The following is a 21,552-nucleotide window of genomic DNA, read 5'->3' on the forward strand; positions in this document are numbered from 1 at the left end:
CCGGGCTGTCATCAGGTGTCGCGTTCGATAACGAAACGCGCAAGATCACGCAAGTTTCCTGCGGCCTCGCCATAGGGCGACAAGCCGCCCTCCGCCTGTTGCACGAGGGCCTCGGCGCGCGCGCGCGCCTGATCCAGACCCAGCAGCGAAACGAAGGTGGCTTTGCCCGCCGCGTCATCCTTGCCGACGCGCTTGCCGGTCACGTCTTCGCTGCCGGTCACGTCAAGAATGTCATCGGCGATCTGAAAGGCCAGACCAAGCGCACGGGCATAATCATCCAGCGGCGCGGTGTCCGCATCCGCGATCAGCGGCCCGGCCGTGGCGGCAAAGCGGATCAGCGCACCGGTCTTGCCATCCTGCAGCCGGGTGATGGCCTGCAGATCCAGCGGTTCCGAGGCAGCCTCGGCCGCGATGTCAAGCGCCTGCCCCCAGACCATGCCCTGCGCACCAACCGCGCGCGCAAATCCCGCGATCAGACGCAAACGCGCCTCTGCCGTGCCGATGCGCGGATCTGCAAGCAGTTGAAAAGCCAGCGTTTGCAGCGCATCCCCGGCCAGTATGGCGGTGGCTTCGTCCCACTGGACATGCACCGTCGGCTGACCACGGCGCAGATCGTCGTCATCCATCGCAGGCAGGTCGTCATGGACCAGCGAATAGGCATGCAGCGCCTCGACCGCGGCGGCGACAGACAGGGCCGCCTGGTCCGAGATCCCGTGCAGCCGGGCAGATTCCATCACAAGAAAAGCGCGAAGCCGCTTGCCGCCCGTCACCGCATAGGCCATCGCATCGCGCAGATCCCCCGCAGGCAAATCCGCAAGCGACTGATCCAGCGCCTGCTGAACCAGCGCTTTGACCTGCGTCAGCCGCGCCTCCATTACAGACCCTCGGCCGGTTCCGTTCCCGTCGGCTGGCCATTGGCCGACAGCGTGATCTTTTCGACCCGCTCTTCAGCCTCGCGCAGGCGATCCTCGCAAAGTTTGCGCAACTCGGCGCCGCGTTCGTACAGCTTGATCGATTCTTCCAGCGTCGCTTCGCCGGTTTCCAGCTTGCCGACGGTGGCTTCCAGTTCGCGCATGGCGTCTTCGAAGGACAGCTTCTTTTTTTCGCTCATAGCTTCGCTCCTTGAGGTCGGCGGGGCCTCGGCCCCGAATTTGGCGGATCATAGCCATCCCGGGCGGCAGTTGCCACCGGATCGCAGGTCAAGATCAGCCCATCAGCCGCTGGCCGTCATGGCCACGGATCGGCAAGGACATCAGCGCCCCTTCCGGCTGATCGCTGTAAAAGGCCACCTCGGTGAATTGCTCGGTCCGGCCCAGACGCGGGCCTTCGGTCAGGACACGATGTTCGACGCCGACCTGCGCCTCCAGATGCGCCTGCAATGCCCGATCGCCCGCCTCGCGCAGCCGCGCGGCGCGTTCGCGGACCACCGGCCCCTTGACGGCGGGCATACGCGCGGCAGGGGTGCCCTTGCGGGCGGAATAGGGAAAGACGTGCAGGAAGGTCAGTCCGCAATCCCCGATCAGCCGCAGGGAATTGTCGAACATCTCGTCGGTTTCCGTCGGGAAACCGGCAATGATATCAGCACCAAAGACGATATCGGGTCGCAGGCTGCGCGCCTCTTCGCAAAAGCGGATGGCATCGTCGCGCAGATGACGGCGCTTCATCCGTTTCAGGATCATGTCGTCCCCCGCCTGCAGCGACAGATGCAGATGCGGCATCAGCCGGGGCTCGGTCGCGATGGCCAGCATCAGGTTTTCATCCGCCTCGATCGAATCGATGCTGCTGATGCGCAGGCGCGGCAGATCGGTAACCAGCCGCAGGATCCGCATGACAAGATCGCCCAGCCTCGGCTCGCCGGGCAGATCGGCGCCCCATGAGGTCAGGTCGACCCCGGTCAGGACCACCTCATTGAATCCGCGCTGAACCAGCCGCTTGATCTGTTCGACGACGACACCGGCCGGGACGCTGCGCGAATTTCCACGACCATAGGGGATAATGCAGAAGGTACAGCGATGGTCACAGCCGTTCTGCACCTGCACATAGGCGCGATGTCGGCCAAAGCCGTCGATCAGATGGCCCGCCGTTTCCCTGACCGACATGATGTCATCAACGCGGATCTTTTCCGTCTCGCCGATCAGATCGGGGGCCTGCAGGCTGGCCCAGGTCTGCGGCTGCATCTTTTCATGATTGCCGATCACCTTGGTGACTTCCGGCATGGCGGCAAAGGTTTCGGGCTCGGTCTGGGCCGCGCAGCCTGTGACGATGACCGGTGCGCCCGGATTTTCCCGCGACAGGCGGCGGATTTCCTGCCGCGCCTTGCGCACAGCCTCGGCCGTGACGGCGCAGGTATTCACCACGACCGCCCCCGACAGGCCCGCAGCCTCGGCCATTTCGCGCATCGCCTCGGTCTCATAGGCATTCAGGCGGCAGCCCAGCGTGGAAAAGACCGGCGCGCTCATGCGGACAGCCATTCGGGCGTCAGCACGCCCGAAAAGACATGCGCGGTCGGCCCCTCCATCCAGACGCCATCCTCGCGCCAGTCGATGGTCAGCATGCCGCCCGGCACATTCACCCGCACCCGCCGCTCCGTCAGCCCACGCCGCGCAGCAGCCACCACCGCCGCGCAAGAGCAGGAGCCCGAGGCAAGCGTCGCCCCCGTCCCCCGCTCCCAGATGCGCAGCAGGACTTCATCGCGCGACAGGACCTGAACGATCTCGACATTCGTGCGCTCGGGGTAAAGCGGATGATGTTCCATCGCCGCACCGAAAGCGGCCAGATCGACGGCCTGCGCATCCTCGACGAAAAAGGTCATATGCGGATTGCCCATCCCCGTCGCCACCGGATCCCCCTCAATCGGCAGATGGTCGATCTCCACCTCGCGGGCCAGAGGGATCGCACGCCAGTCCAGAACCGGAGGCCCCATATTCACGCGCGTCAGGCCGCCACCGGCATCTTCGGCCAGCAGAATCCCGTGATCGGTCCGCAACCGCAAAGAGGCCTGCCCGGTCTCATCCAGCAACACCCGCGCGATGCAGCGCGTGGCATTGCCGCAGGCACCGCTGACAGAGCCATCCGCATTCCAGAACCGCAACCGCGCATCGGCATCTTCACAGGTCTCAAAGGTCGCCAGCTGGTCGAAACCGACGCCCTGATTCCGATCGGCCAGCCGCGCAACCAGCGGCGGCGCAGGAGGGTCACCCCCGCCACGCAGATCTATCACGACGAAATCATTGCCCAGCCCGTGCATCTTCGCAAAAGGCAGTCCGGCCTGCTGAATATAACTCATTCCGCGCATATAGGTCGGAATTCTCGATTCTGCCAGTAGCGTTCATTTTTCTGCTTGACGCCCCCGGCCAGCTTGCCTAGGAAGCCCCTCGTTGGGCCCGTAGCTCAGTTGGTAGAGCAACTGACTTTTAATCAGTGGGTCACAGGTTCGAATCCTGTCGGGCTCACCACTTATCATTATTGTGACGACTCGTGATGTTTGACCATTCGGGTCATGTTTTTGGTCATTATGGTCACTAAGTTTGGTCATTCGCCCGGTTGAGCGTGGTATCACATGGTTATCGGGACGGCGACTCGCGCTTGGATGGTTCGTGCTACAACCGGTCGAACGCCCTACAGCGCAGGTGACCAATCCAGCAACGGCCAGCCGTCAGCGCCACGGACTTTGTGGAATTGCAGCACGAGGCATGGCACCATCCCGTCATGATCGAATTTCGTACTCTCGCCGATGACCATCCCGATCTCGCGCATTCTCCGTTGCTTCGGGGCGCTCTCCTGACCCTGCACTATGTGCAGGAGCACGGATCAATCGGGCTGACCCAGACCAAGGCCTTCAAGCGCACCTTCGTCCATTGGGCTGTCGAGCATTTCAATTGGCCGGGCAAAAGCGCGGAAGAAATGTTCCGCTACAACAAGGTGATCAACGAATATGAGTTCCCACCGCTTGAGCTTCTGCACTTCCTGCTGATTTCCCTGCGCTTGGGGCGTCATTTCAAGGATGAGTTTCGGCTGACCAAACGCGGCGCAGAGCTGGCGCAAGTGCCTGGCCGCCTGTTTGCCGAGTTGATCCCATACTTTGTGTTCCAGGTCGATCACGCGTCCTATGCGCGCTTCGACGACCGTCCTTTCGGAAAATGGGACGTTTGGATGAACGTGATCAATGTAGAAGCGGATCAGGGCACGACCGAGGCCGCCTTGTTCGAAGCCTTCTACGGTGAGACACAAGACTGGCATACTGCGGGTTGGCGAGAGATGGTCGCATTCTCATCCTACGTGCTGCGGCCGCTCATGTGAGAGTGTCCGGTCTTCTGTGGATGGCTGATTGGGTCCATGCTTCCTGAGAGGAGCAAGGACCATGACGATTTCGAACGAACTGCTGGACGAGCTGCTGAAAGGCTGCAAACGGCCTGAGGATCTGCTGGGCGACGCCGGACTGATGAAGGAACTGAAGATCCGGCTGATGGAGCGGATGCTCGGGGCCGAGTTGACGGCACATCTGGGCTATGAGGCTGGTGCGGAGCCGCCGGCTGAGCAGACCAACCGCCGGAACGGGATCGCGACGAAGAGGGTGAAGGGCTCGGACGGCGAGGTGCCGCTTTCGGTGCCGCGAGACCGGGAGGGCAGCTTCGAGCCCGAGCTGGTGAAGAAGGGCCAGACCCGGATCGATGGGGTGGATGACAAGATCATCGGGCTTTACGCTGCTGGGCTGTCGGTTCGGGACATCCAGGCCCACCTGGAAGATCTTTACGGCCTGCGGGTTTCGCCCGACCTGATCAGCCGCGTCACGGATGCCGTGCTGGACGAGGTCCGCGAGTGGCAGCACCGGGCGCTGGACCGGATGTATCCGATCGTCATTTTCGATGCCCTGCGCGTGAAGATCCGCGATGCTGACAGCCGGATGGTCAAAAACAAGGCCGTTTACATCGCCTTGGGCGTCACCCGGGAAGGGGATCGCGAGGTTCTGGGGCTCTGGATCGCCGACAACGAGGGCGCGAAGTTCTGGCTGTCGGTGATGAATGAGCTGCGCAACCGGGGCGTTCAGGACATCCTGATCGCGGTCGTGGACGGGCTGAAGGGCTTCCCCGAGGCCATCACTGCGGCCTTCCCCGAGACCACGGTCCAGACCTGCATCGTTCACCTGATCCGGCATTCGATGAACTTCTGCAGCTGGAAGGACCGCAAGGCCGTGGCGGCCGACCTGCGCCCGATTTACGAGGCCCCCACCGCTGAGCAGGCCGCCCGCCAACTGGGTGCCTTCGAGGAGAAATGGGCCGGGAAATACCCATCCATCGCCCCGGCCTGGCGCCGGGCATGGGCGGAAGTGACCCCGCTCTACGCCTTCAGCGCGGCGATCCGGAAGATCATCTACACCACGAATGCGGTGGAATCGCTGAACCGCGTGCTGCGGAAAACGCTGAAGACCAAGGGCTCGTTCCCAACCGAGGAGGCCGCAACGAAGCTGATCTTCCTCGCCATCCGCAACTTCGAAAAGGGCGGCCGCGCGGTCCGGGAATGGGTTGCGGCCCGCAATCAGCTGGCCATAATGTTCGCAGGGCGCTTCGACGCCTGAACGTATCTGAAAACCGCATGGGCCACATCAGATACACAGAGTTTCAGACACACCCCGATGCTGACAGCCGGATGGTCAAAAACAAGGCCGTTTACATCGCCTTGGGCGTCACCCGGAAGCCGGTCTGCTTTTTCAGGGCGCTGCCAACCGGCGCACCGCAAACCACACATTGACGTTTACATTGGATGCCACCGCCAGAGACAACTTTCTCGCGCAACTCCGTTTTAGGATGCTGACAGGCTGAATCCCGGTGTTGCTCGATCTCCTTGAGATACTGCTCCGCCAGATCGCCCAGAAGTTCGATCTGCTCATCTTCGTCAGGATGGCTGAAGGTTGCCCGTGTCAATTTCGCCATTATTGTTCAGCCAGCTTCACGACAACCAGGGCTTCAGTCGTTCTTCCACCCGCTGCATCTGTTTGCGCATTTCGTCTTGGGTGACGTTCTGGGCTGTCAGGTAGTCGCGTATTGCGGCCTCGGCTTCGCTCCAGCTCACCCCCTCTCTTGCATCGTTTCCATCATGGCCCGCGCCCTTTTCTCATCGTTGGGGTGCATCGCAAAAGGGGCGGTCATACCTGCGAAGCAACCTGGAATCTGTTCTTGCCACGTCTTCATTTTTTCTTTCCATCATTCGTTATTTAACGACCCGGAGCTGGCTGCCCTTTTGAGGTCGAATGGGATCAGCGGCTAATCCGAAGGTCAGCTTCTCAATTTCGTCCAGGGGCAGATTCAAGGTGCGTGCAATCGTGTCCTTGGTTTTACCTTCCTGCCAGAGATGATCGAAAACCTGCTTCCAGACGCGCGATTTGTCTCGATCGGTCCCGTCCGGCTCGCCGGTTCGATACCCTCTTTGGGTCAGGTCAATACACATGGATCGGTACTGCCAATCAGTCAGCAACCCCACTCGCCTTCGCCCTCGACCTTGATGCCGGTGCTGTCGATCAGCAGCTGCAGCGGCTCCTTGGAGCCGCGATACGGGATGTCCACAGCCAGGGTCTTCTGGCGGCGGGACAGGGTACTGAAGTCAGGCGCCGTCCAGTCGAGGCCAGCCAGTCGCAGCAGGCTCTTGACGAAGCCGGTCGTCTGCCTGAGCGTCATGCCGAACAGCACATTCATCACGAGGCACGTCTGTATGGCGGAGACGCTGTAGCTCTGCTGGCGGCCACGCCTGCATGTCGGGGCGGCCTCCCGGCTCATCTCGGGGTTGACCAGATCGTCCGCAAGCAGCGGCGCTTGAGCGACTTATTATAGGCAGGCCAGTTCATGGTCTTGTAGCCAGTTCCTGGTCTTGTAGGTCGGGGGCGCGAGTCTGCTCATGTGCTTCAACTAACACAATGGATTCATGATATTAATCCTACAAGGGACTTGTGTGATAGAGCCTCTTCGACCACTCATTCGACAAAAACCGCGCAGTCGCCCGCCTGCATTCCATCGCCAACCCGGTCGAAGCGCAGATAGGCGATGGCGTGATCGCGCGATTGGGTGAAGATCGTGCCGACCTCTTTTCCGTCGCGCAGGATCGGGGTCCCGACCGGCGCCTTGCCCTCGGTCCGGACTACCCGCAATCCCTTGCGGAGCTCTGTCTTGTGCTTCATCCGGGCCGTGACCTCTTGCCCGACATAGCAGCCCTTGCGGAAATCGACGCCGTGCAGCCGGTCGAAGCCAGCCTCCAGAATATAGGTGTCATTCGGGATCAGTTCGACCAGCGTCTCGGGGATCACATGCTGCACCCGGATGGCATCGAAATCAGTGCCATCATCGCCCTGCCCGCCGTAAAGACGCCAGCCAAGCGCCGCGTGGCGCGGGTCGGTGATCGCACCGTCGGGCGCGGGGCCGGTGCCGCGGGCGACGGTCATATCCGTCGCTTCGATCTGCACATTCGAGCGCAGCTTGTACATCGACAGGCGGCGGATCAGATCGTCGGCCAGATCCTCGTGGACATCCAGAAGCAGGGCGTCACCATCCGGCACGATCAGGAAATCGGCCAGATATTTCCCCTGCGGGGTCAGGATCGCGGCCCAGACCGGCGCCTTGGCGACGTCATTCGTCACCAGCCCCTGCAGAAAGGCGGTGCGATCCTCGCCGGTGATGCGGATGATGCGACGGGTCATTGGCTGTCTCCGAATTGCAGGGCAACAAGGCGGGCATAGGCGCCTTCCAATGCCATCAATTGGTCATGATTGCCCTGCTCGACAACCCGTCCGGCGTCCAGAACCACGATCTTGTCGGCATTCCGGATGGTCGACAGGCGATGAGCGATGACCAGCGTGGTCCGCCCCTGTGACAGGTTGTCCAGCGCATCCTGCACCAGACGCTCGCTGGCGGTGTCCAGCGCGCTGGTCGCCTCGTCCAGAAGCAGGATCGGGGCATCGCGCAGGATCGCGCGGGCAATGGCAATCCGCTGTCGCTGACCGCCAGACAGGGCCGAGCCGCGCGGTCCCGCCATGCTGTCCAGACTGCGCGTCGTGCCATCCACGAAATCGGTCACATGGGCGGCGTCCATCGCGCGTTTCAGCGACGCCTCATCGGCCGAGGGACGCCCCATCAGGATATTGTCGCGCAAGGTTTCGTCGAACAGCGCCGATTCCTGCGCCACGGTGGAAAACTGATCGCGCAGCACAGCCAGATCGTAATCCTGCACCGGCACATTGCCCAGCAGCACCTGCCCCTTGTCGGGGTCGGTCATGCGCGTCAGCAGGTTGAACACCGTGGATTTCCCGGCCCCCGACGGCCCGACCAGCGCGGTGGTTTGCCCCGCCTCTGCCTGAAAGCTGAGCCCCCGCAGAACCTGCTGGTCGTCATAGGACAGCCAGACATCGTCGAGCCGGATCGAGGTATCTTCGGGCGCTTCCCGGCGCGGGCCAGAGATGATCGAGGGCTTGGTGTCAAAAACCTGATAGATCCGCTCCAGACTCGCGGCGGCGGTCTGCCATGTGCCCGCCAGCCCGCCCAGACGCCGCATCGGCTGAAAGGCCAGCGCCAGCGCGGTAAAGAAGGACATGAAGTCACCGACGCTGCGGTCGCCCTCCATCACTTGCGATCCGCCAAGTGCCAGCACCGCGACAAAGCCGATGCCGGTGACGATATCTGTCAGGGCAGGCATCAGGCTGGCCATGGCGGCGACCTTGACCTCGGCCTGGCGGATGCGGGCCACGATCTTGGCATAGCGGCGGGTCTGATCCTCTTCCGCGCGGTTCAGCCGGATCGAGGTGATGCCGTGCAGAACCTCATCCAGACGGGTTGCACGGGCGCTGGCATTGGCGCGGTTCTGGCGTACCTTGCGGCGGATATAGCGCTGCACCATCGCGGCAGGCAGGATCAGGATCGGCGCGCCGATCAGCGCCGCGGCGGTCCAGACCGGGTCGATCGTGATCGCCACCGCAAACAGCATGATCAGCGAGATCACGTCCCGGGTCGAGCTGGTGATGATCGTCGCCCAGACCCCTTGCACGGCAATCGTATCCCCCTGAATCCGCTCGATCATGGCGCCCGGAGGGTTGTCGCGGAAAAACTTTCCATCCAGCGTCAGGATATGCGCCAGAAGGTCGGTCTGCATCTTGGTCGAAATCCCCAGAGAGATCCGGCTCAGCATCGAACGGCTGGCCACCAGCGTCACCGCCCGCAACAGGAAGATGCCAAAGATCGCTCCGCCGACCCACCAGATCGCCCCGGCCTCCTTGCCGATGAACACCCGGTCGAAGAGCGGCTTCAGCATCCAGGAAATCAGCGCCAGGGTGGATCCCTCGACCGTCATCAGCAGAAAGGCCCCCAGCATGCCGCCGCGATGTTCCCGCAGATAATCGGTCCACAATCGGCGGAACAGGCGGGCAGAGTTTTCAGGCTGGGTCACGAGCTGCAAAACCCTTCTTCGCGGATACGTCTTCTGACAGGCTTAGCCCGGACCGGGTGCAGGCGGCAAGGCCGGGCGAAGATCGGGCACCGATGGCCGGTCCTGTCCCGTCATCGGTAACCTGCTGCATTGCAACGCATTTGCCATCCGCCGTCGCGGGACGCAATCAAAGGCGCGAAGCCCCGTTGACCTTGCGACGCGCTGGCCCTACCGATCCTTGCGATATTCAAAGGATCCCCGCCATGAGCCTTGCCGCCGGCTATCCCCTGATCGCCATTCCCGGCCCCTCGCCCCTGCCAGAGCGCGTCCTGCGCGCGGCGCATCGGATTTCGCCCGATATCTACGGGACAGAGCTTGCGGCGACGAATGAGCATGTCATGGCGCAGTTGAAGCGGCTGGCGGGCACCACGGGCCATCTGGCGCCCTATATCGGCAATGGGCATGCGGCATGGGAAGCCTCGGCCGCGAATATGTTCCATCGCGGCGATCATGTGCTGGTGATCACCTCGGGTCATTTCGGCCGCTCCTGGGCGCAGCAGGTCAATGAAATGGGCGTCATGGTCGAAACGCTGGATTTCGGCGCCCTTCCGCCAGAGCCAGAGGCGCTGGCCCGGCGGCTTGCGGCGGATCGCGATCAGATCATCAAGGCGGTGATGGTCTGCCAGACCGACACGGCCAGCGCCTGCATGGCGGATATCCCGGCGCTGCGCGATGCGATGGGCGATCATCCGGCGCTGCTGGTGGTCGATGCCATCGCCTCGCTGGGCTGCGCGCCGATGATGATGGATGACTGGGGGGTCGATGTGCTGATCTCGGCCAGCCAGAAGGGGCTGATGAGCCCAGCCGGTGCCAGCTTTGTCTGGTTTTCGGACCGCGCGGCGCTGCGCGGACGGACCGATCTGACGACGCCCTATTGGGATTGGCATCTGCGCGCCAATGCGACGCCGGACGCGTTGTGGCGCTTTTGGGGCGGGACGCCGCCGGTGCAAATGATCTTTGCGCTGGATGAGGCGCTGCGCATGATCCTGGATGAAGAGGGTCTGATCGCCGTCTGGGCGCGTCATGCGGCACTGGCCCGGGCCGTCTGGGCGGCGGGCGAGGCCTGGGGCCAGGACGAAAGCGGCATCCGCCTGTCCGTGGCCGATCCCGCGTCGCGCGCGGCCTCGGTCACGGCGATGCGCCTGCCCGAGGCCGAGGCCCTGCGCGCCTGGACCGCGACCCATTGCGGCGTCACGCTGGGCATCGGGCTGGGTGCCGAAGATCCGGCCAATGCGCTGCGGGTGGCGCATATGGGCCATTGCAGCGCGGGCATGCTGATGGGGGTTCTGGGCGCGATGCAGGCGGGGATGGTCGCGCTTGGCATCCCGCATGGTGCCGGGGCGCTGGACGCGGCGGCGCGGGCGATAGCCGAACCGGCCTGATCCGACAATCGCCGCGATGTGCTGAACGCGGCGGCAGAGGTCATGAGCCTTTGGCGGATCCTGAGGCCGCGTTCTGACAGCGCGAACACCCTGGCGCGATGATGTCGGCCCTGTCCGGGGTCAGTCCGGGGCCTTACCCTGCTCTACCGCGACGAAGGGGCCGCCCGTCGCCGGATTATAGCCGTTCTGGATCAGCCAGTCCTGCATCCAGCGAAGTTCGGCCTCATGAGCGGCGATGATTTCCCGTGCCAGTTCCTGGATCTCGGGGCCGCGACCCAGTTCCAGCGCCGCCTTGGCCATGTCGATGGCGTTCTGATGATGCGGGATCATGCCAAGGACGAAATCCACATCGGCATTGCCGGTGGGCTCCATCGCCATGTCATTGGGAAGATCCTGCAGACCGTCGGCATAGCCCCCTGCGGCACCGGCGTCGTTGGCGACGGGTTCCTGTTCTGCCTCTTGCGCGTAGGCGCCAAAGGCCAGCGCGAAGAAGATCGGGCTGAGCCCGGCTGCGCGACGAATTTCCTTTGTCATCCAAGCTCCTGACTTGCGCGTGAATTCAGCGGGTTCTGCAATATAGGCATGGGCCGGTTGCCAAAAGGAAATCACGTTTCGGACATGTCGCCGGATCAGGAGGCGGGCATGCGCGCAATGGTAATGAGGCTGTTGCCATAGCGGCGCTGGTCGATCAGATCCAGCGGCGCAGGCAGGATGGGCGGGGTCGCCTCTTCCCAGACGATCGTGGCGTCGGGCGCGATCCAGCCGCCGTCAAGGGCCGAGGCGATGGCGCGCTCTCCCAGGCCCTGACCATAGGGGGGGTCGAGAAAGATCAGCCCATATCCCTGCCCGCGATTGTCGCCCAGTCGGGTCGCGTCGCGCCGCCAGATATCGGTGCTGCCCATCGCACGCGCCTTTTCGACATTGCTGCGGATCAGGGCGCGCGATTTCACCCCGTCATCGACAAAGGCGACGCGGGATGCGCCCCGCGACAGCGCCTCCAGCCCAAGGGCGCCGGTTCCGGCAAAAAGGTCCAGCACCCGCACACCGGGCAGCGGGTTTTCGGGAAGGCTGTTGATCAGCAGATTGAAAATGGCTTCGCGAACCCGGTCGGTCGTGGGGCGCAGATGGGCGGCCATGTCGCCCTCGCCCAGTTCCGCCAGTTTCAGGCCGCGCAAGGTGCCGCCGACGATCCTCATGCCGGTTGCCGCCCGGGGGCTGTCTGCCCCCGGACCCCCGAGGATATTTTTGCAAAGAAGAAGATCACAGCAGCGCCTTGAGGTCGGGGGTTGCGGGGATAAGGGCCGGGTCGGGGGATTTACCGGCCTCGATCAGGCGCTTGCCGATCATATAGGCGCGGGCGTCGTTCAGCGCGTCCACCGCGATCAGACTGTCGCCGTTGTAATACCAGACCGAGCCTGCATGCGCGCCCTCGGCCGCGCGGGTGACAACATGGTCATAGCCGGTGGAGAGGCCCGCGATTTGCAGTTTTGCGTCGAACTGATCGGACCAGAACCATGGTTTTGCCTGATAGGGTTTGCGGGCGCCAAGGATGTTGTCTGCCACGGTTTCGGCCATGTCGATGGCATTGCCGACGCTTTCCAGCCGCAGATGGGCGACCGGGCCGGGGAAGCTGGCGCAATCGCCTGCCGCCCAGATGGCGGGGTCCGAGGTGGTGCCGAACTGATCCGTCACGATGCCGTTTTCGACGATGAGGCCTGCGGCTTCGGCGATCCCGGTGTCCGGGGTCACGCCAATCCCGGTCAGGATGAGATCGGCGGGCAGGTGCTGGCCATCGGCCAGCTCGATGCCGGTTGCGTGATCCGTACCGGTCACGCGCCGGATCCGGACGCCTTCACGGATCCGGACGCCATGGGCCAGATGCAGATCGCGGATCAGATCGGCGGTTTCGGCGGCTGCGACCCGGCCCAGGATCCGCGGCGCGGATTCCAGCAGTGTCACATCCAGCCCCATCTTGCGGGCGACGGCGGCGCCTTCCAGCCCGATATAGCCGCCACCGATCACGATCAGTTTCCTGCCGGGCTGCAGATCGGGCGCCATGGCCTGCACATCCTCCAGATTGCGGATGGTATGGGTGCCGGGCAGATTGCCGCCCATCGCGGCGGGCAGGCGGCGCGGCGTGGCGCCAAGGGTCAGGGCCAGCGCGTCATAGGGGATCTGGCCGCGATCGGTGGTGACGGTCCGGGCAGCACGGTCGATGGAGAGGGCGCGTTCTGACAGGCGCAGATCGATCCGCTGTTCCGCCCACCAATCCGCGCCCCGCAGCAACAGCCGGTCCAGCCCCATCTGGCCCAAGAGATAGGCCTTGGACAGCGGCGGGCGTTGATAGGGTGCGACGGGTTCCGCGCCGACCACCGTGATCGGCCCGTCATGCCCGCGGGCCCTCAGCCGCGCTGCCATCGAGGTCGCGGCCTGCCCTGCCCCAAGGATCACGATCTGCATGGCCTGCCCCTTTCCGGTCTATGGCGTGTCACCCGGCCGCACCCTATAGTCGCCGCGAATCCGTTGCAATTCAGGAGGACATGTCATGACGATTGCCACCGGCGAGACCTTTCCCGCAGGCCAGCTGCTGAAGCTGGGCGAAAACGGTCCCGAACCCGTCGATACCGCAAGCCTGACCGGGCGCGTGGCGATCTTCGGCGTGCCCGGCGCCTTTACCGGCACCTGCACCACGGCGCATATGCCCAGCTTCATCCGCACCGCCGATCAGTTCCGCGAAAAAGGTGTCAGCCGCATCGTCTGCCTGACGGTCAATGACCCCTTCGTCGCCGATGCCTGGGCCAAGGCCACGGGCGCGGATGCGGCGGGGATCGAGGTTCTGGCCGATGCCGATGGCAGCGTGACCAAGGCGCTTGGCCTGTCCTTCGACGCCCCGCCTGCCGGTCTGATCGGCCGCAGCCAGCGTTTCGCGGCGCTGCTGAAGGATGGCGTGGTCGAGGTGCTGGAGATCGAGGATTCGCCCGGTCTGTGCGGGGTCAGCGCCGGCGAAGCCCTGCTGGAGAAGGTCTGAACCAGATCCGAAAGGGGCCGCGCGCCCCTTTCACCCCTTGCGGAACGGCGTCCAATCGGCCAGCGCCTGAATTTCCTGACCCATCAACGCGCGTTCGCGATCCAGATAATCGTCCAGCGCGCGGGCAAAGCCCTGATCCTGCACCCAATGCAGCGAATGGATCGGGACCGGCTCATATCCCCGCGCAAGCTTGTGTTCGCCCTGTGCCCCGGCCTCGACCCGCGACAGGCCATTGGCGATGGCATGGTCGATGGCCTGATGATAGCACAGTTCGAAATGCAGGAAGGCGTGGTTTTCCAGACAGCCCCAATAGCGGCCGTAAAGAGCATCGGGGCCTATGAAGTTCAGCGCGCCCGCAATCGGAAAACCATCCTCTTCCGCCAGCACCAGCAGGATATCGTCGCGCATGGTCTGGTGAATATGGTCGAAAAACGCGCGCGTCAGATAGGGGCGGCCCCATTTGCGGCTGCCCGTATCCTGATAGAAGGCCCAGAAGGCATCCCAATGTTCGGGCCGCAGATCGTCGCCCGTCAGGTGGCGGATGCTGCCGCCAAAGCCCTGCGCCCGCGCGCGCTCTTTCCGGATCGCCTTGCGCTTGCGCGATGACAGCGCGGCAAGGAAATCGTCATAGCTGTCATAGCCCCTGTTCAGCCAATGGAATTGTTGGGTCACGCGGGGCAGAAAGCCCGTCTCTTCGCCCAGTTCCGCCTCGGCCTTAGTGCAGAAGGTGACATGGGCGCCGGATGCGCCGCCCCGTTCGGCCACCTGCGTCATCCCGGCCAGCAGCGCCTGCCGCACGCCCGGATCATGCGCCAGCAGCCGTGCACCCGTGGCCGGGGTAAAGGGCACCGCGCATTGCAGTTTGGGATAGTAATCGCCACCCGCGCGGGCATAGGCATCCGCCCAGGCATGATCGAAGATATATTCGCCCTGGCTGTGGGATTTGGCATATAGCGGCGCGACACCGACCGTCTGGCCGTCATGGTCCACCGACAGATGCAGCGGTTGCCAGCCCGTTCCCGGCCCGACCGATCCCGATTCCTCCAGCGCCATCAGAAAGCGGTGCGAGGTGAAGGGGTTGCCATCGCCCAGCCCATCCCAATCCGCGGGCGCGATCTGGGAAATCGAGGCATGTGTGGTCAGGGTCAGGGGCGTGCTCATGGGCCTGAACCTAGGCATTGCCAAGGCGATTGTCAGGGGCCTGAACCTCACAATCGGATTATGTCGCGCGACCCGATGGCAGCACCGGGTGCGCAACGGGCATCGACGCCCAGTCATCCAGCAAATGACGCGACAACCCGCCGAATTGCGGGTGGTCATGGGCGTCCATCAGATCCGCCAGCCTGTGAATGCCGGTCAGGATGGCGATGCGCCGCAGGTCGATCTGACGACCGGAGATATGCTGGTAATGCGCGACCATCCTGCGGGTCAGATCCGGGTGGATCAGGTTGGTGTGCTGAAGATCCCAATGGGGCGATCCGATGGACGCATCGGCAAAATCAAACGCACCGCGCAGGATCCCCTGCCGGCGGTCAAAGGCCATGTTCCAGCCGTGACCGTCGAACCAGCTGAAGACCTGATCGCTTTCGGGCGGCAGATCCTGCCAGGCCACCACCACAGCGCGCGCCCAGCCTTGCTGTGCATCGGACAGCAGCGGCAATGTCGTCGACAATATCTCATCCGGTGGTGGCAGATCCTCGACCGGGGGTGCCCCGATTTCGACGGCCTGAGCCAGCGGGATGGCGTGCAGCTGGGCGTAAAGACGCGCCAGATCACGGGCCAGCAGATCGCGCCGTGCCGCATCCAGCGCCAGATATTCCGGCGCGCCCAGCGTCTGACCCGGGATCAGACGATGGCTGGAAAAGACCGGCGGACCATCATGGATACGCAGATCGGGGACCGGCAGATCGACATGCGGACGGATCAGCGACAGAAAGGCGGCCTCTGTCACCAGCCGCGCGCGGGCCTGATCGTGGCGCGGCAGGCGAAAGACATGGGTGCGGGTGATGATGGCGATATTGTCAAAGCCATTCGCCATCACATGCCGGGGCTGCGGGTCCGGGAAATCGCGCGCGATCACGGCAAGCGCCGCCGCCAGATCGAAATCAGGGGGCGGCTTGTGCGAAAAGGGATCGATCATCGCCGCCGCCTGTTCCGGATCATGGTTGCGCCGCCGCAATCACGTCTGCGGCGCGGCATCCCCGACAACCGGACGATACCCCTCGAAGGTGATATTGTCGGCCATGTGCCGGGCGGTCGCCTCGTCTTCGTGGCTGCGGATGGTCCAGCACAGGACCGGATGGCCAAGCGCCTTCAGCGCGTCGACCCGTGGATTGCCCAGATCGCGCCAGTCATGAGAGATGAAGCAGGCCCCCGAGGGATCGAAATCATCGATTGCGGCCAGCGAGACACGTTGATCGCCGGTCAGCAGGGGCCAGTCCTTTTCGGGAAAGCCGCAACTGGTCAGGCCCACGGGAATTTCGGGCGCGATATGGTGAAATGCCGTCACGACATGCGGGTTGAAGGACATCACCGCCACCGGCCCGTCATAGCCCTGCAGGGCGTCGGCGACCCGCTGATGTAAATCGCCGATGTCGGCGCCAAGACGGCCATCCTGATCCTTGATCTCGATCAGCAGCGGCACACGGCCCGCCACCAGTTCCAGCATCTGGGTCAGCGTCGGAATGGGCTGGTCGCTGCCCAGCAGGCGCATCCCCTCCAGCGTCGAGGGCAGATGGTTGCGGATCATGCCCTGCTCGCCGGTCAGCCGCTCCAGCGCGTAATCGTGAAACACCATCGGCGTGCCGTCATTGGCGGGCTGGATGTCGATCTCTATCCCGTAGCCCGCGTCGATGGCGGCACCGGCAGCGGCCAGAGAATTCTCTGGCACGCCCATTCCGTGCAGACCACGATGGGCCAATGGGATCGCAGTGAAACCGGCGGGCAGGCCGGTCATCACTTGACCTCGAAGACGGCATCGACCTCGACGGCGACGCCAAGGGGCAGCGATCCTGCCGAAACGGCGGCGCGGGCGTGGCGTCCGGCATCGCCGAAAACCTCGACCATCAGATCGGAACAGCCGTTCACCACCTTGGGCTGGTCGGTGAAATCGGGCGTCGAATTGACGAAACCGCCCAGCTTGACCACCCGGACCACCCGGTCCAGATCGCCAATCGCGGCTTTCAACTGGGCAATCAGCGCCAGACCGCAGCGACGGGCGGCGGCCTGCCCTGCCTCGACATCCAGATCCGCGCCCAGCTTGCCGGTGATCAGGCCATTTTCGCCCGCGCTGATCTGGCCCGAGACAAAGACCAGATTGCCGGTCTGCACGAAGGGCACGTAATTGGCCGCAGGCGCAGGCGCGTCGGGCAAGGTGATGTTCAGATCTTTCAGGCGGGCTTCGATGGACATGGGACACCTTTTTCTGTGAATGCGAGGCCGCCCCGGTCCGGGGCGGTTGCGACGTTACAGATCATCAGGAGAATGCGGCGTCAACGCAAGGTTTTCAGCGCCCCGGCCCAGCGGGACAGTTCAGGCAGCATCGCATCGGCGCTTTCGATCATCGGCTTGGTCGGCTGCAGCTTGCCATCCTTCAGATGTTCGAACACCATCGGCATCATCACCTGCTCGGTCAGCGGCATGACCTTCAGCGTCGTCAGGATCGGCTTGGCCGATTGCGTCGCCCGCAGCCCGCCCGAGATCCCCCCGTAGGAGACAAAGCCCGCGGGCTTGTAGCCCCATTCCTTCACCAGATAATCCAGCGCGTTGAAATAGCTGGGCGGCGCGGTGAAGTTATATTCCGGCAGCACGAAGACAAAGGCATCCGAGCCATCGACAATCGCCGCCCATTTCTTCGTATGGTCGTGCTGATAATCCTGCTTGGCGGGGTGGTTCGGCTCATCGAAGACCGGCAGGTTCAGTTCTGCCAGGTCCGTCAGGATCACCTCATCAAAGCCCGAGGGGTTTTCGCGGGCGTAATCGAAGAACCAATCTCCGATGGCTTTCCCGATGCGGCCCGGACGGGTCGAGACGATGATGACATTCAGTTTCATTCCGTTCTCCTGCTGATGTGGCGCCGATATAGCGCGTCATGTCAGCAAGGCAACGCAGCAAGGGGCTTTAAGGTCCGTCAGGCGACCAGGGCTTCTGCACGTTTCAGATCGACGCTGACCAACTGGCTGACGCCCTGTTCGACCATGGTCACGCCGAACAGCCGGTCCATCCGCGCCATCGTGACCGCGTGGTGGGTGATGATCAGAAAGCGCGTATCGGTGCGGCTGGTCATTTCATCCAGCAGATCGCAGAAGCGGCTGACATTGGCATCATCCAGCGGCGCGTCAACCTCGTCCAGCACGCAGATCGGGGCCGGATTCGCCAGAAAGACCGCAAAGATCAGCGCCAGCGCGGTCAGCGTCTGTTCGCCCCCCGACAGCAGCGACAGCGTTGACAGCTTCTTGCCCGGCGGCTGGCACATGATCTCCAGCCCGGCTTCCAGCGGGTCATCGGATTCGACCAGAACCAGACGCGCCTCACCCCCGCCGAACAGCGTGGTGAAAAGCGTGCCAAAATTGGCGTTCACGGTCTCGAACGCGGCCAGCAGACGTTCGCGCCCCTCGCGGTTCAGACTGCCGATTCCCGCGCGCAGCTTGCGGATCGCCTCTTCCAGATCGGTTTTTTCTCCGGCCAGCCGGTCACGCTCTGTTTCCAGTTCCTGCTTGTCCTCATCGGCGCGCAGATTGACCGCACCAAGGGCGTCGCGCTGCCCGCGCAACCGGGCGATCTGATCCTCCAGCGCATCGGCGGGGGCGTCGGTGCTGACCTCGCCCAGCGAGGCCAGCAGATCCTGGGGCGAGCCCTCGGTTTCCTCGAAAATCCGGCTGCGGGCGGCGGTTTCGGTGTCGCGGGCGGCTTCGGCGCGGGCTTCCCGAGCGGCGCGGTCTTCGCGCGCGTCCGAGGCCAGGCGCGCCGCATCGCGTTCGGCATGGGCCGCCGCGCGAGCCGCATCATCGGCGGCAGATAACGTCGCGCGGGCAGCGGTCAGGCGGTCATTGGCCTGATCTTCCCGATCCGACAGGCTGGCGCGGCGTTCGGCCAGAATGGCGGGCTGCGCCTGCGCGCTGGTCAGATCCTCGCTGGCCGCATCGCGCCGCGACGCCAGTTCCGAGGCCCGCGTCCCCGCCTGCTGCAACCGCAGCTTCCAGCCCGATTCCTCTTTCGCGATCTCTTGCAGGCGCTTGATCCGGGCATTCGCCTCGCGCCGCAATTCATCCAGTGCAGCGCGGCGGGTCATGGTGGCGATCCGTGCGGCTTCGACACCGGTACGGGCGTTTTCGACGGCCTGGGCGGCATCGCTGCGATCGGGCAGATCGGCCAGCGCGCGTTCGGCCACCGCCAGCCGCGCCTGCGCGTCCGAGGCATCGGCACAATGGCGCGACAGTTCAGAGCGGGCCGATTCGACACGGCTATTGGCCATGGCCAGATCGGATTCCGCACGGGTCGCGGCGCGCGAGGCCTCGGACAGCAGCCTTTCGGCTTCGCGGCGCGCGTCGCGGGCGGATTTTTCGGTGCCGACGGCATCGGCCAGATGCGCCTTTGCCTCGTCATGCGCCTCGACCGCGACGGCGACGCGGGCCTGCATCTCTTCGGCCTGCGCGGTGATTTCGTTCAGCTGGTTCACCTTCTGCAGATGCAGCGCGGCCGAGGACGAGGCCTCGCCCGACATCACCCGCATCCCGTCCCAGCGAAACAGATCGCCCTCGGCCGTGACCAGCCGCTGACCGGGCAGCAGGTCGGCCTGCATCGCCGCCGCAGTATCAGGATCGGCGACAAGGCCCACCTGTGACAGCCGACGCGACAGCGCATCCGGCGCGGTGACATGCTGCGCCAGCGGCTGCGCCCCGGCGGGCAAGGGCTGCGGCGCGTCCCAGCCGGGCAGGCTGTGCCAGCCGCTTTCGCCATCCACCGCCAGACCGGCGCGCAGATCATCGCCAAGCGCGGCACCAAAGGCGATCTCGAACCCCTTCGTCACCTGCACCTTGTCCAGTATCGCCTTGCCATCCGACTGGCCGCGTTCGACCAGACGGCGCAGCGCGGCCATTTCGGCGGTCAACGCCCCGGCCTCGCCCTCGGCCTCGGACCGGGCGATGCGGGCGGCGGCTTCGGCGGTTTCGGCATCGCTGCGGGCGGCCTCGGCTTCGGCCAGCGCATCTTCGGCGGCCTCGGCCCTGTCGCGGGCCAGATCCTGCGCCTCTTCCGACTGGCGCAGGCTGTCGGCGGCGCTTTCGCCAGCCTCAGCGGCGCGATTGGCGGCCTCTTCGGCCTCACCGGCAGCGCGCTGCGCACGGTCCAGCATGTTGCGCAGATCCGATACCAGACGTTCGGCAGATTGGTGACGGGCGGCCAGACGCGCGGCCTCATCGGTCAGTTCGGCCAGTCGCGCCTCGACCTCGCGCAGGGCATCTGCGGCCTCATCTGCGGTATCGCCCGCGAGTTGCAGCCGTTCGTCATGGCCATGACCCGCCTTCTCTAGCTCTCCCCGCTCCCAGGACAGGCGTTCGACCACCTCTCCGGCATCGCGGTTCAGCGATTCCTCGCGCTCGATATCGCGGTCAAGCTGGGCAATGCGGGCGGTCAGGGCGGTGATCGCCTCGGCGGCGCGGGTTTCAGCCTCATCCAGCGCCTCGCGCTCGACCACGACGCGGGACAGGATCGCGGCGGCTACCTGCTCTTCCTCGCGCAGCGGCGGCAGGGCGGCCTCGGCCTCTTCGCGGCGGGCCTCGGCCTCGCTGGCGGTGGCGGCGCTGGCGGCAGCGGCCTTGACCGCCTCGGCCAGCGCCTCGGCCGCAGTCAGCCGCGCGGCTTCGGCCTCGGCCCAGCGGCGATACAGCAAGACGCCTTCGGCCAGCCGCAGCGCCGCACCGATTTCGCGATATTTCGCCGCCGCCCGCGCCTGACGCGCCAAGGACGCCGCCTGCGTGGACAGCTGATCCAGCGTGTCATCCACGCGGGTCAGGTTGTTTTCAGCGGCATTCAGCTTCAACTCGGCCTCGTGCCTGCGCTGATACAGACCGCTGATTCCGGCGGCCTCCTCAAGAATGCGGCGCCGGTTCTTGGGCTTGGCGTTGATCAACTCGCTGATCTGGCCCTGCCGCACCAGCGCCGGCGAATGCGCCCCGGTCGAGGCATCCGCGAACAGCATCTGCACGTCGCGCGCCCGCACATCGCCGCCGCCGATCTTATAAGCGGAACCCGCATCGCGGGTGATCCGGCGGACGATGTCGAAATGGTCGTTATCGTTGAAGCCCGCAGGCGCCAGCCGGTCGCGATTGTCGATGGTCAGCGTCACCTCGGCATGCGCGCGCGCCGCGCGGCGGGTGGTGCCCGCGAAGATCACATCCTCCATCCCCGCGCCGCGCATCGCCTTGGCCCGGTTTTCGCCCATGACCCAACGCAGCGCCTCCAGCAGGTTCGACTTGCCACAGCCATTCGGCCCGACAACCCCGGTCAACCCCTCGCGGATGATCAGGTCGGTCGGATCCACAAAGCTTTTGAAGCCATTCAGGCGCAGCCGGTCAAAGCGCAAGGCGAATTCCTTTCGTCATGTCGCGAAGGATTGTCGCAAGCCCGGGGCCAGAGTCAATCAAAACCGCAATATCTAGCGGTAAAAGGGCAGTTATCCAC

Annotated in this window: 21 protein-coding genes, 1 tRNA gene and 2 pseudogenes; 5 read left to right on the plus strand and 19 right to left on the minus strand. The window is 64.4% G+C overall.

The features are described 5' to 3' along the window. Positions 1-11: 11 nt before the first annotated feature. The 4 genes from JHX87_RS09480 to dapF all read right to left on the minus strand — a co-directional run bounded on the left by JHX87_RS09480 (position 12) and on the right by dapF (position 3,286). Complete coding sequence (locus JHX87_RS09480) at positions 12-875, minus strand: polyprenyl synthetase family protein (protein ID WP_271886414.1); 864 nt, start codon at positions 873-875, stop codon at positions 12-14. Next, entirely contained in the window at positions 875-1,111 is a 237-nt protein-coding gene (locus JHX87_RS09485; RefSeq protein WP_271886413.1) for an exodeoxyribonuclease VII small subunit, read from the minus strand. The genes JHX87_RS09480 and JHX87_RS09485 overlap by 1 nt, the downstream gene beginning before the upstream one ends. Before the next feature lie 94 nt (positions 1,112-1,205). Beyond that, complete coding sequence (gene mtaB, locus JHX87_RS09490; protein ID WP_271886412.1) at positions 1,206-2,459, minus strand: tRNA (N(6)-L-threonylcarbamoyladenosine(37)-C(2))-methylthiotransferase MtaB; 1,254 nt, start codon at positions 2,457-2,459, stop codon at positions 1,206-1,208. Beyond that, a complete protein-coding gene (gene dapF, locus JHX87_RS09495; protein ID WP_271886411.1) occupies positions 2,456-3,286 on the minus strand; it encodes a diaminopimelate epimerase in 831 nt (276 codons plus the stop codon). The genes mtaB and dapF overlap by 4 nt, the downstream gene beginning before the upstream one ends. 93 nt (positions 3,287-3,379) lie before the next feature. Here dapF and JHX87_RS09500 point away from each other — a divergent pair. The 3 genes and pseudogenes from JHX87_RS09500 (at position 3,380) to JHX87_RS09510 (ending at position 5,575) form a co-directional block, all read left to right on the plus strand. Then, positions 3,380-3,455, plus strand: a tRNA-Lys gene (locus tag JHX87_RS09500). A gap of 253 nt (positions 3,456-3,708) precedes the next feature. Next, positions 3,709-4,293: pseudogene (locus JHX87_RS09505) on the plus strand (hypothetical protein); the annotation flags it as partial. Between the two features lie 67 nt (positions 4,294-4,360). Then, positions 4,361-5,575 (plus strand): IS256 family transposase, encoded by a 1,215-nt coding sequence (locus JHX87_RS09510; RefSeq protein WP_272833666.1) that lies wholly within the window; start codon positions 4,361-4,363, stop codon positions 5,573-5,575. Positions 5,576-5,666: 91 nt separating this feature from the next. Here JHX87_RS09510 and JHX87_RS09515 read toward each other — a convergent pair whose 3' ends face one another. From JHX87_RS09515 to JHX87_RS09540, 6 genes and pseudogenes are all read right to left on the minus strand, one after another. Further along, a complete protein-coding gene (locus JHX87_RS09515; RefSeq protein ID WP_271885355.1) occupies positions 5,667-5,930 on the minus strand; it encodes a hypothetical protein in 264 nt (87 codons plus the stop codon). Positions 5,931-5,946: 16 nt separating this feature from the next. Next, complete coding sequence (locus JHX87_RS09520; protein ID WP_271885354.1) at positions 5,947-6,069, minus strand: hypothetical protein; 123 nt, start codon at positions 6,067-6,069, stop codon at positions 5,947-5,949. 138 nt (positions 6,070-6,207) lie between these two features. Then, a complete protein-coding gene (locus JHX87_RS09525) occupies positions 6,208-6,471 on the minus strand; it encodes a hypothetical protein (RefSeq protein WP_271885353.1) in 264 nt (87 codons plus the stop codon). Positions 6,472-6,473: 2 nt separating this feature from the next. Then, positions 6,474-6,838: pseudogene (locus JHX87_RS09530) on the minus strand (transposase); the annotation flags it as partial. Between the two features lie 126 nt (positions 6,839-6,964). Further along, positions 6,965-7,684, minus strand: a complete 720-nt coding sequence (gene ygfZ / locus JHX87_RS09535; RefSeq protein ID WP_271885352.1) for a CAF17-like 4Fe-4S cluster assembly/insertion protein YgfZ — start codon at positions 7,682-7,684, stop codon at positions 6,965-6,967. Beyond that, positions 7,681-9,348 carry an ABC transporter ATP-binding protein gene (locus JHX87_RS09540; RefSeq protein WP_271885367.1) on the minus strand — a complete coding sequence of 556 codons (1,668 nt, stop codon included), beginning with the start codon at positions 9,346-9,348 and terminating at the stop codon, positions 7,681-7,683. Before JHX87_RS09540 ends, ygfZ begins: the two co-directional genes overlap by 4 nt. Before the next feature lie 317 nt (positions 9,349-9,665). Here JHX87_RS09540 and JHX87_RS09545 point away from each other — a divergent pair, with 317 nt between their 5' ends. Further along, complete coding sequence (locus tag JHX87_RS09545; RefSeq protein WP_271885351.1) at positions 9,666-10,844, plus strand: pyridoxal-phosphate-dependent aminotransferase family protein; 1,179 nt, start codon at positions 9,666-9,668, stop codon at positions 10,842-10,844. Between the two features lie 120 nt (positions 10,845-10,964). Here JHX87_RS09545 and copM read toward each other — a convergent pair whose 3' ends face one another. From copM to JHX87_RS09560, 3 genes are all read right to left on the minus strand, one after another. After that, complete coding sequence (gene copM, locus JHX87_RS09550) at positions 10,965-11,378, minus strand: CopM family metallochaperone (RefSeq protein ID WP_271885350.1); 414 nt, start codon at positions 11,376-11,378, stop codon at positions 10,965-10,967. Positions 11,379-11,473: 95 nt separating this feature from the next. After that, positions 11,474-12,040, minus strand: a complete 567-nt coding sequence (gene rsmD, locus JHX87_RS09555; RefSeq protein ID WP_271885349.1) for a 16S rRNA (guanine(966)-N(2))-methyltransferase RsmD — start codon at positions 12,038-12,040, stop codon at positions 11,474-11,476. 64 nt (positions 12,041-12,104) lie between these two features. Next, a complete protein-coding gene (locus tag JHX87_RS09560; protein WP_271885348.1) occupies positions 12,105-13,304 on the minus strand; it encodes an NAD(P)/FAD-dependent oxidoreductase in 1,200 nt (399 codons plus the stop codon). A gap of 85 nt (positions 13,305-13,389) precedes the next feature. Here JHX87_RS09560 and JHX87_RS09565 point away from each other — a divergent pair, with 85 nt between their 5' ends. After that, entirely contained in the window at positions 13,390-13,872 is a 483-nt protein-coding gene (locus tag JHX87_RS09565) for a peroxiredoxin (RefSeq protein WP_271885347.1), read from the plus strand. 30 nt (positions 13,873-13,902) lie between these two features. On the opposite strand, the gene JHX87_RS09570 is transcribed toward JHX87_RS09565, so the two are convergent. The 6 genes from JHX87_RS09570 to smc all read right to left on the minus strand — a co-directional run bounded on the left by JHX87_RS09570 (position 13,903) and on the right by smc (position 21,454). Next, complete coding sequence (locus tag JHX87_RS09570) at positions 13,903-15,033, minus strand: GNAT family N-acetyltransferase (RefSeq protein ID WP_271885346.1); 1,131 nt, start codon at positions 15,031-15,033, stop codon at positions 13,903-13,905. A 58-nt stretch (positions 15,034-15,091) separates the two neighbouring features. Next, complete coding sequence (locus JHX87_RS09575) at positions 15,092-16,012, minus strand: phosphotransferase family protein (protein ID WP_271885345.1); 921 nt, start codon at positions 16,010-16,012, stop codon at positions 15,092-15,094. 39 nt (positions 16,013-16,051) lie between these two features. Beyond that, positions 16,052-16,828, minus strand: a complete 777-nt coding sequence (locus JHX87_RS09580) for a glycerophosphodiester phosphodiesterase family protein (RefSeq protein WP_271885344.1) — start codon at positions 16,826-16,828, stop codon at positions 16,052-16,054. Beyond that, complete coding sequence (locus tag JHX87_RS09585; protein WP_271885343.1) at positions 16,828-17,283, minus strand: RidA family protein; 456 nt, start codon at positions 17,281-17,283, stop codon at positions 16,828-16,830. Before JHX87_RS09585 ends, JHX87_RS09580 begins: the two co-directional genes overlap by 1 nt. An 80-nt stretch (positions 17,284-17,363) precedes the next feature. Then, the gene (locus JHX87_RS09590) at positions 17,364-17,924 is read right to left on the minus strand and encodes an NADPH-dependent FMN reductase (protein WP_271885342.1); all 561 of its coding nucleotides are present in this window, start codon (positions 17,922-17,924) and stop codon (positions 17,364-17,366) included. A gap of 77 nt (positions 17,925-18,001) precedes the next feature. Then, positions 18,002-21,454 carry a chromosome segregation protein SMC gene (smc, locus tag JHX87_RS09595; RefSeq protein WP_271885341.1) on the minus strand — a complete coding sequence of 1,151 codons (3,453 nt, stop codon included), beginning with the start codon at positions 21,452-21,454 and terminating at the stop codon, positions 18,002-18,004. Positions 21,455-21,552 lie beyond the last annotated feature (98 nt).

Source organism: Paracoccus fistulariae, from assembly GCF_028553785.1.
Lineage (GTDB): Bacteria > Pseudomonadota > Alphaproteobacteria > Rhodobacterales > Rhodobacteraceae > Paracoccus > Paracoccus fistulariae.

What these genes read in the sequence shown, in the direction of transcription:
- dapF (WP_271886411.1), bottom strand. Translation starts at nt 3,286, where the DNA reads ATGAGTTATATTCAGCAGGCCGGACTGCCTTTTGCGAAGATGCACGGG.
- rsmD (WP_271885349.1), bottom strand. Translation starts at nt 12,040, where the DNA reads ATGAGGATCGTCGGCGGCACCTTGCGCGGCCTGAAACTGGCGGAACTG.
- JHX87_RS09575 (WP_271885345.1), bottom strand. Translation starts at nt 16,012, where the DNA reads ATGATCGATCCCTTTTCGCACAAGCCGCCCCCTGATTTCGATCTGGCG.
- JHX87_RS09510 (WP_272833666.1), top strand. Translation starts at nt 4,361, where the DNA reads ATGACGATTTCGAACGAACTGCTGGACGAGCTGCTGAAAGGCTGCAAA.
- JHX87_RS09590 (WP_271885342.1), bottom strand. Translation starts at nt 17,924, where the DNA reads ATGAAACTGAATGTCATCATCGTCTCGACCCGTCCGGGCCGCATCGGG.
- JHX87_RS09540 (WP_271885367.1), bottom strand. Translation starts at nt 9,348, where the DNA reads ATGCTGGGGGCCTTTCTGCTGATGACGGTCGAGGGATCCACCCTGGCG.
- JHX87_RS09485 (WP_271886413.1), bottom strand. Translation starts at nt 1,111, where the DNA reads ATGAGCGAAAAAAAGAAGCTGTCCTTCGAAGACGCCATGCGCGAACTG.
- ygfZ (WP_271885352.1), bottom strand. Translation starts at nt 7,684, where the DNA reads ATGACCCGTCGCATCATCCGCATCACCGGCGAGGATCGCACCGCCTTT.
- JHX87_RS09560 (WP_271885348.1), bottom strand. Translation starts at nt 13,304, where the DNA reads ATGCAGATCGTGATCCTTGGGGCAGGGCAGGCCGCGACCTCGATGGCA.
- JHX87_RS09585 (WP_271885343.1), bottom strand. Translation starts at nt 17,283, where the DNA reads ATGTCCATCGAAGCCCGCCTGAAAGATCTGAACATCACCTTGCCCGAC.
- JHX87_RS09515 (WP_271885355.1), bottom strand. Translation starts at nt 5,930, where the DNA reads ATGGCGAAATTGACACGGGCAACCTTCAGCCATCCTGACGAAGATGAG.
- JHX87_RS09480 (WP_271886414.1), bottom strand. Translation starts at nt 875, where the DNA reads ATGGAGGCGCGGCTGACGCAGGTCAAAGCGCTGGTTCAGCAGGCGCTG.
- mtaB (WP_271886412.1), bottom strand. Translation starts at nt 2,459, where the DNA reads ATGAGCGCGCCGGTCTTTTCCACGCTGGGCTGCCGCCTGAATGCCTAT.
- JHX87_RS09565 (WP_271885347.1), top strand. Translation starts at nt 13,390, where the DNA reads ATGACGATTGCCACCGGCGAGACCTTTCCCGCAGGCCAGCTGCTGAAG.
- JHX87_RS09570 (WP_271885346.1), bottom strand. Translation starts at nt 15,033, where the DNA reads ATGAGCACGCCCCTGACCCTGACCACACATGCCTCGATTTCCCAGATC.
- JHX87_RS09580 (WP_271885344.1), bottom strand. Translation starts at nt 16,828, where the DNA reads ATGACCGGCCTGCCCGCCGGTTTCACTGCGATCCCATTGGCCCATCGT.
- JHX87_RS09545 (WP_271885351.1), top strand. Translation starts at nt 9,666, where the DNA reads ATGAGCCTTGCCGCCGGCTATCCCCTGATCGCCATTCCCGGCCCCTCG.
- copM (WP_271885350.1), bottom strand. Translation starts at nt 11,378, where the DNA reads ATGACAAAGGAAATTCGTCGCGCAGCCGGGCTCAGCCCGATCTTCTTC.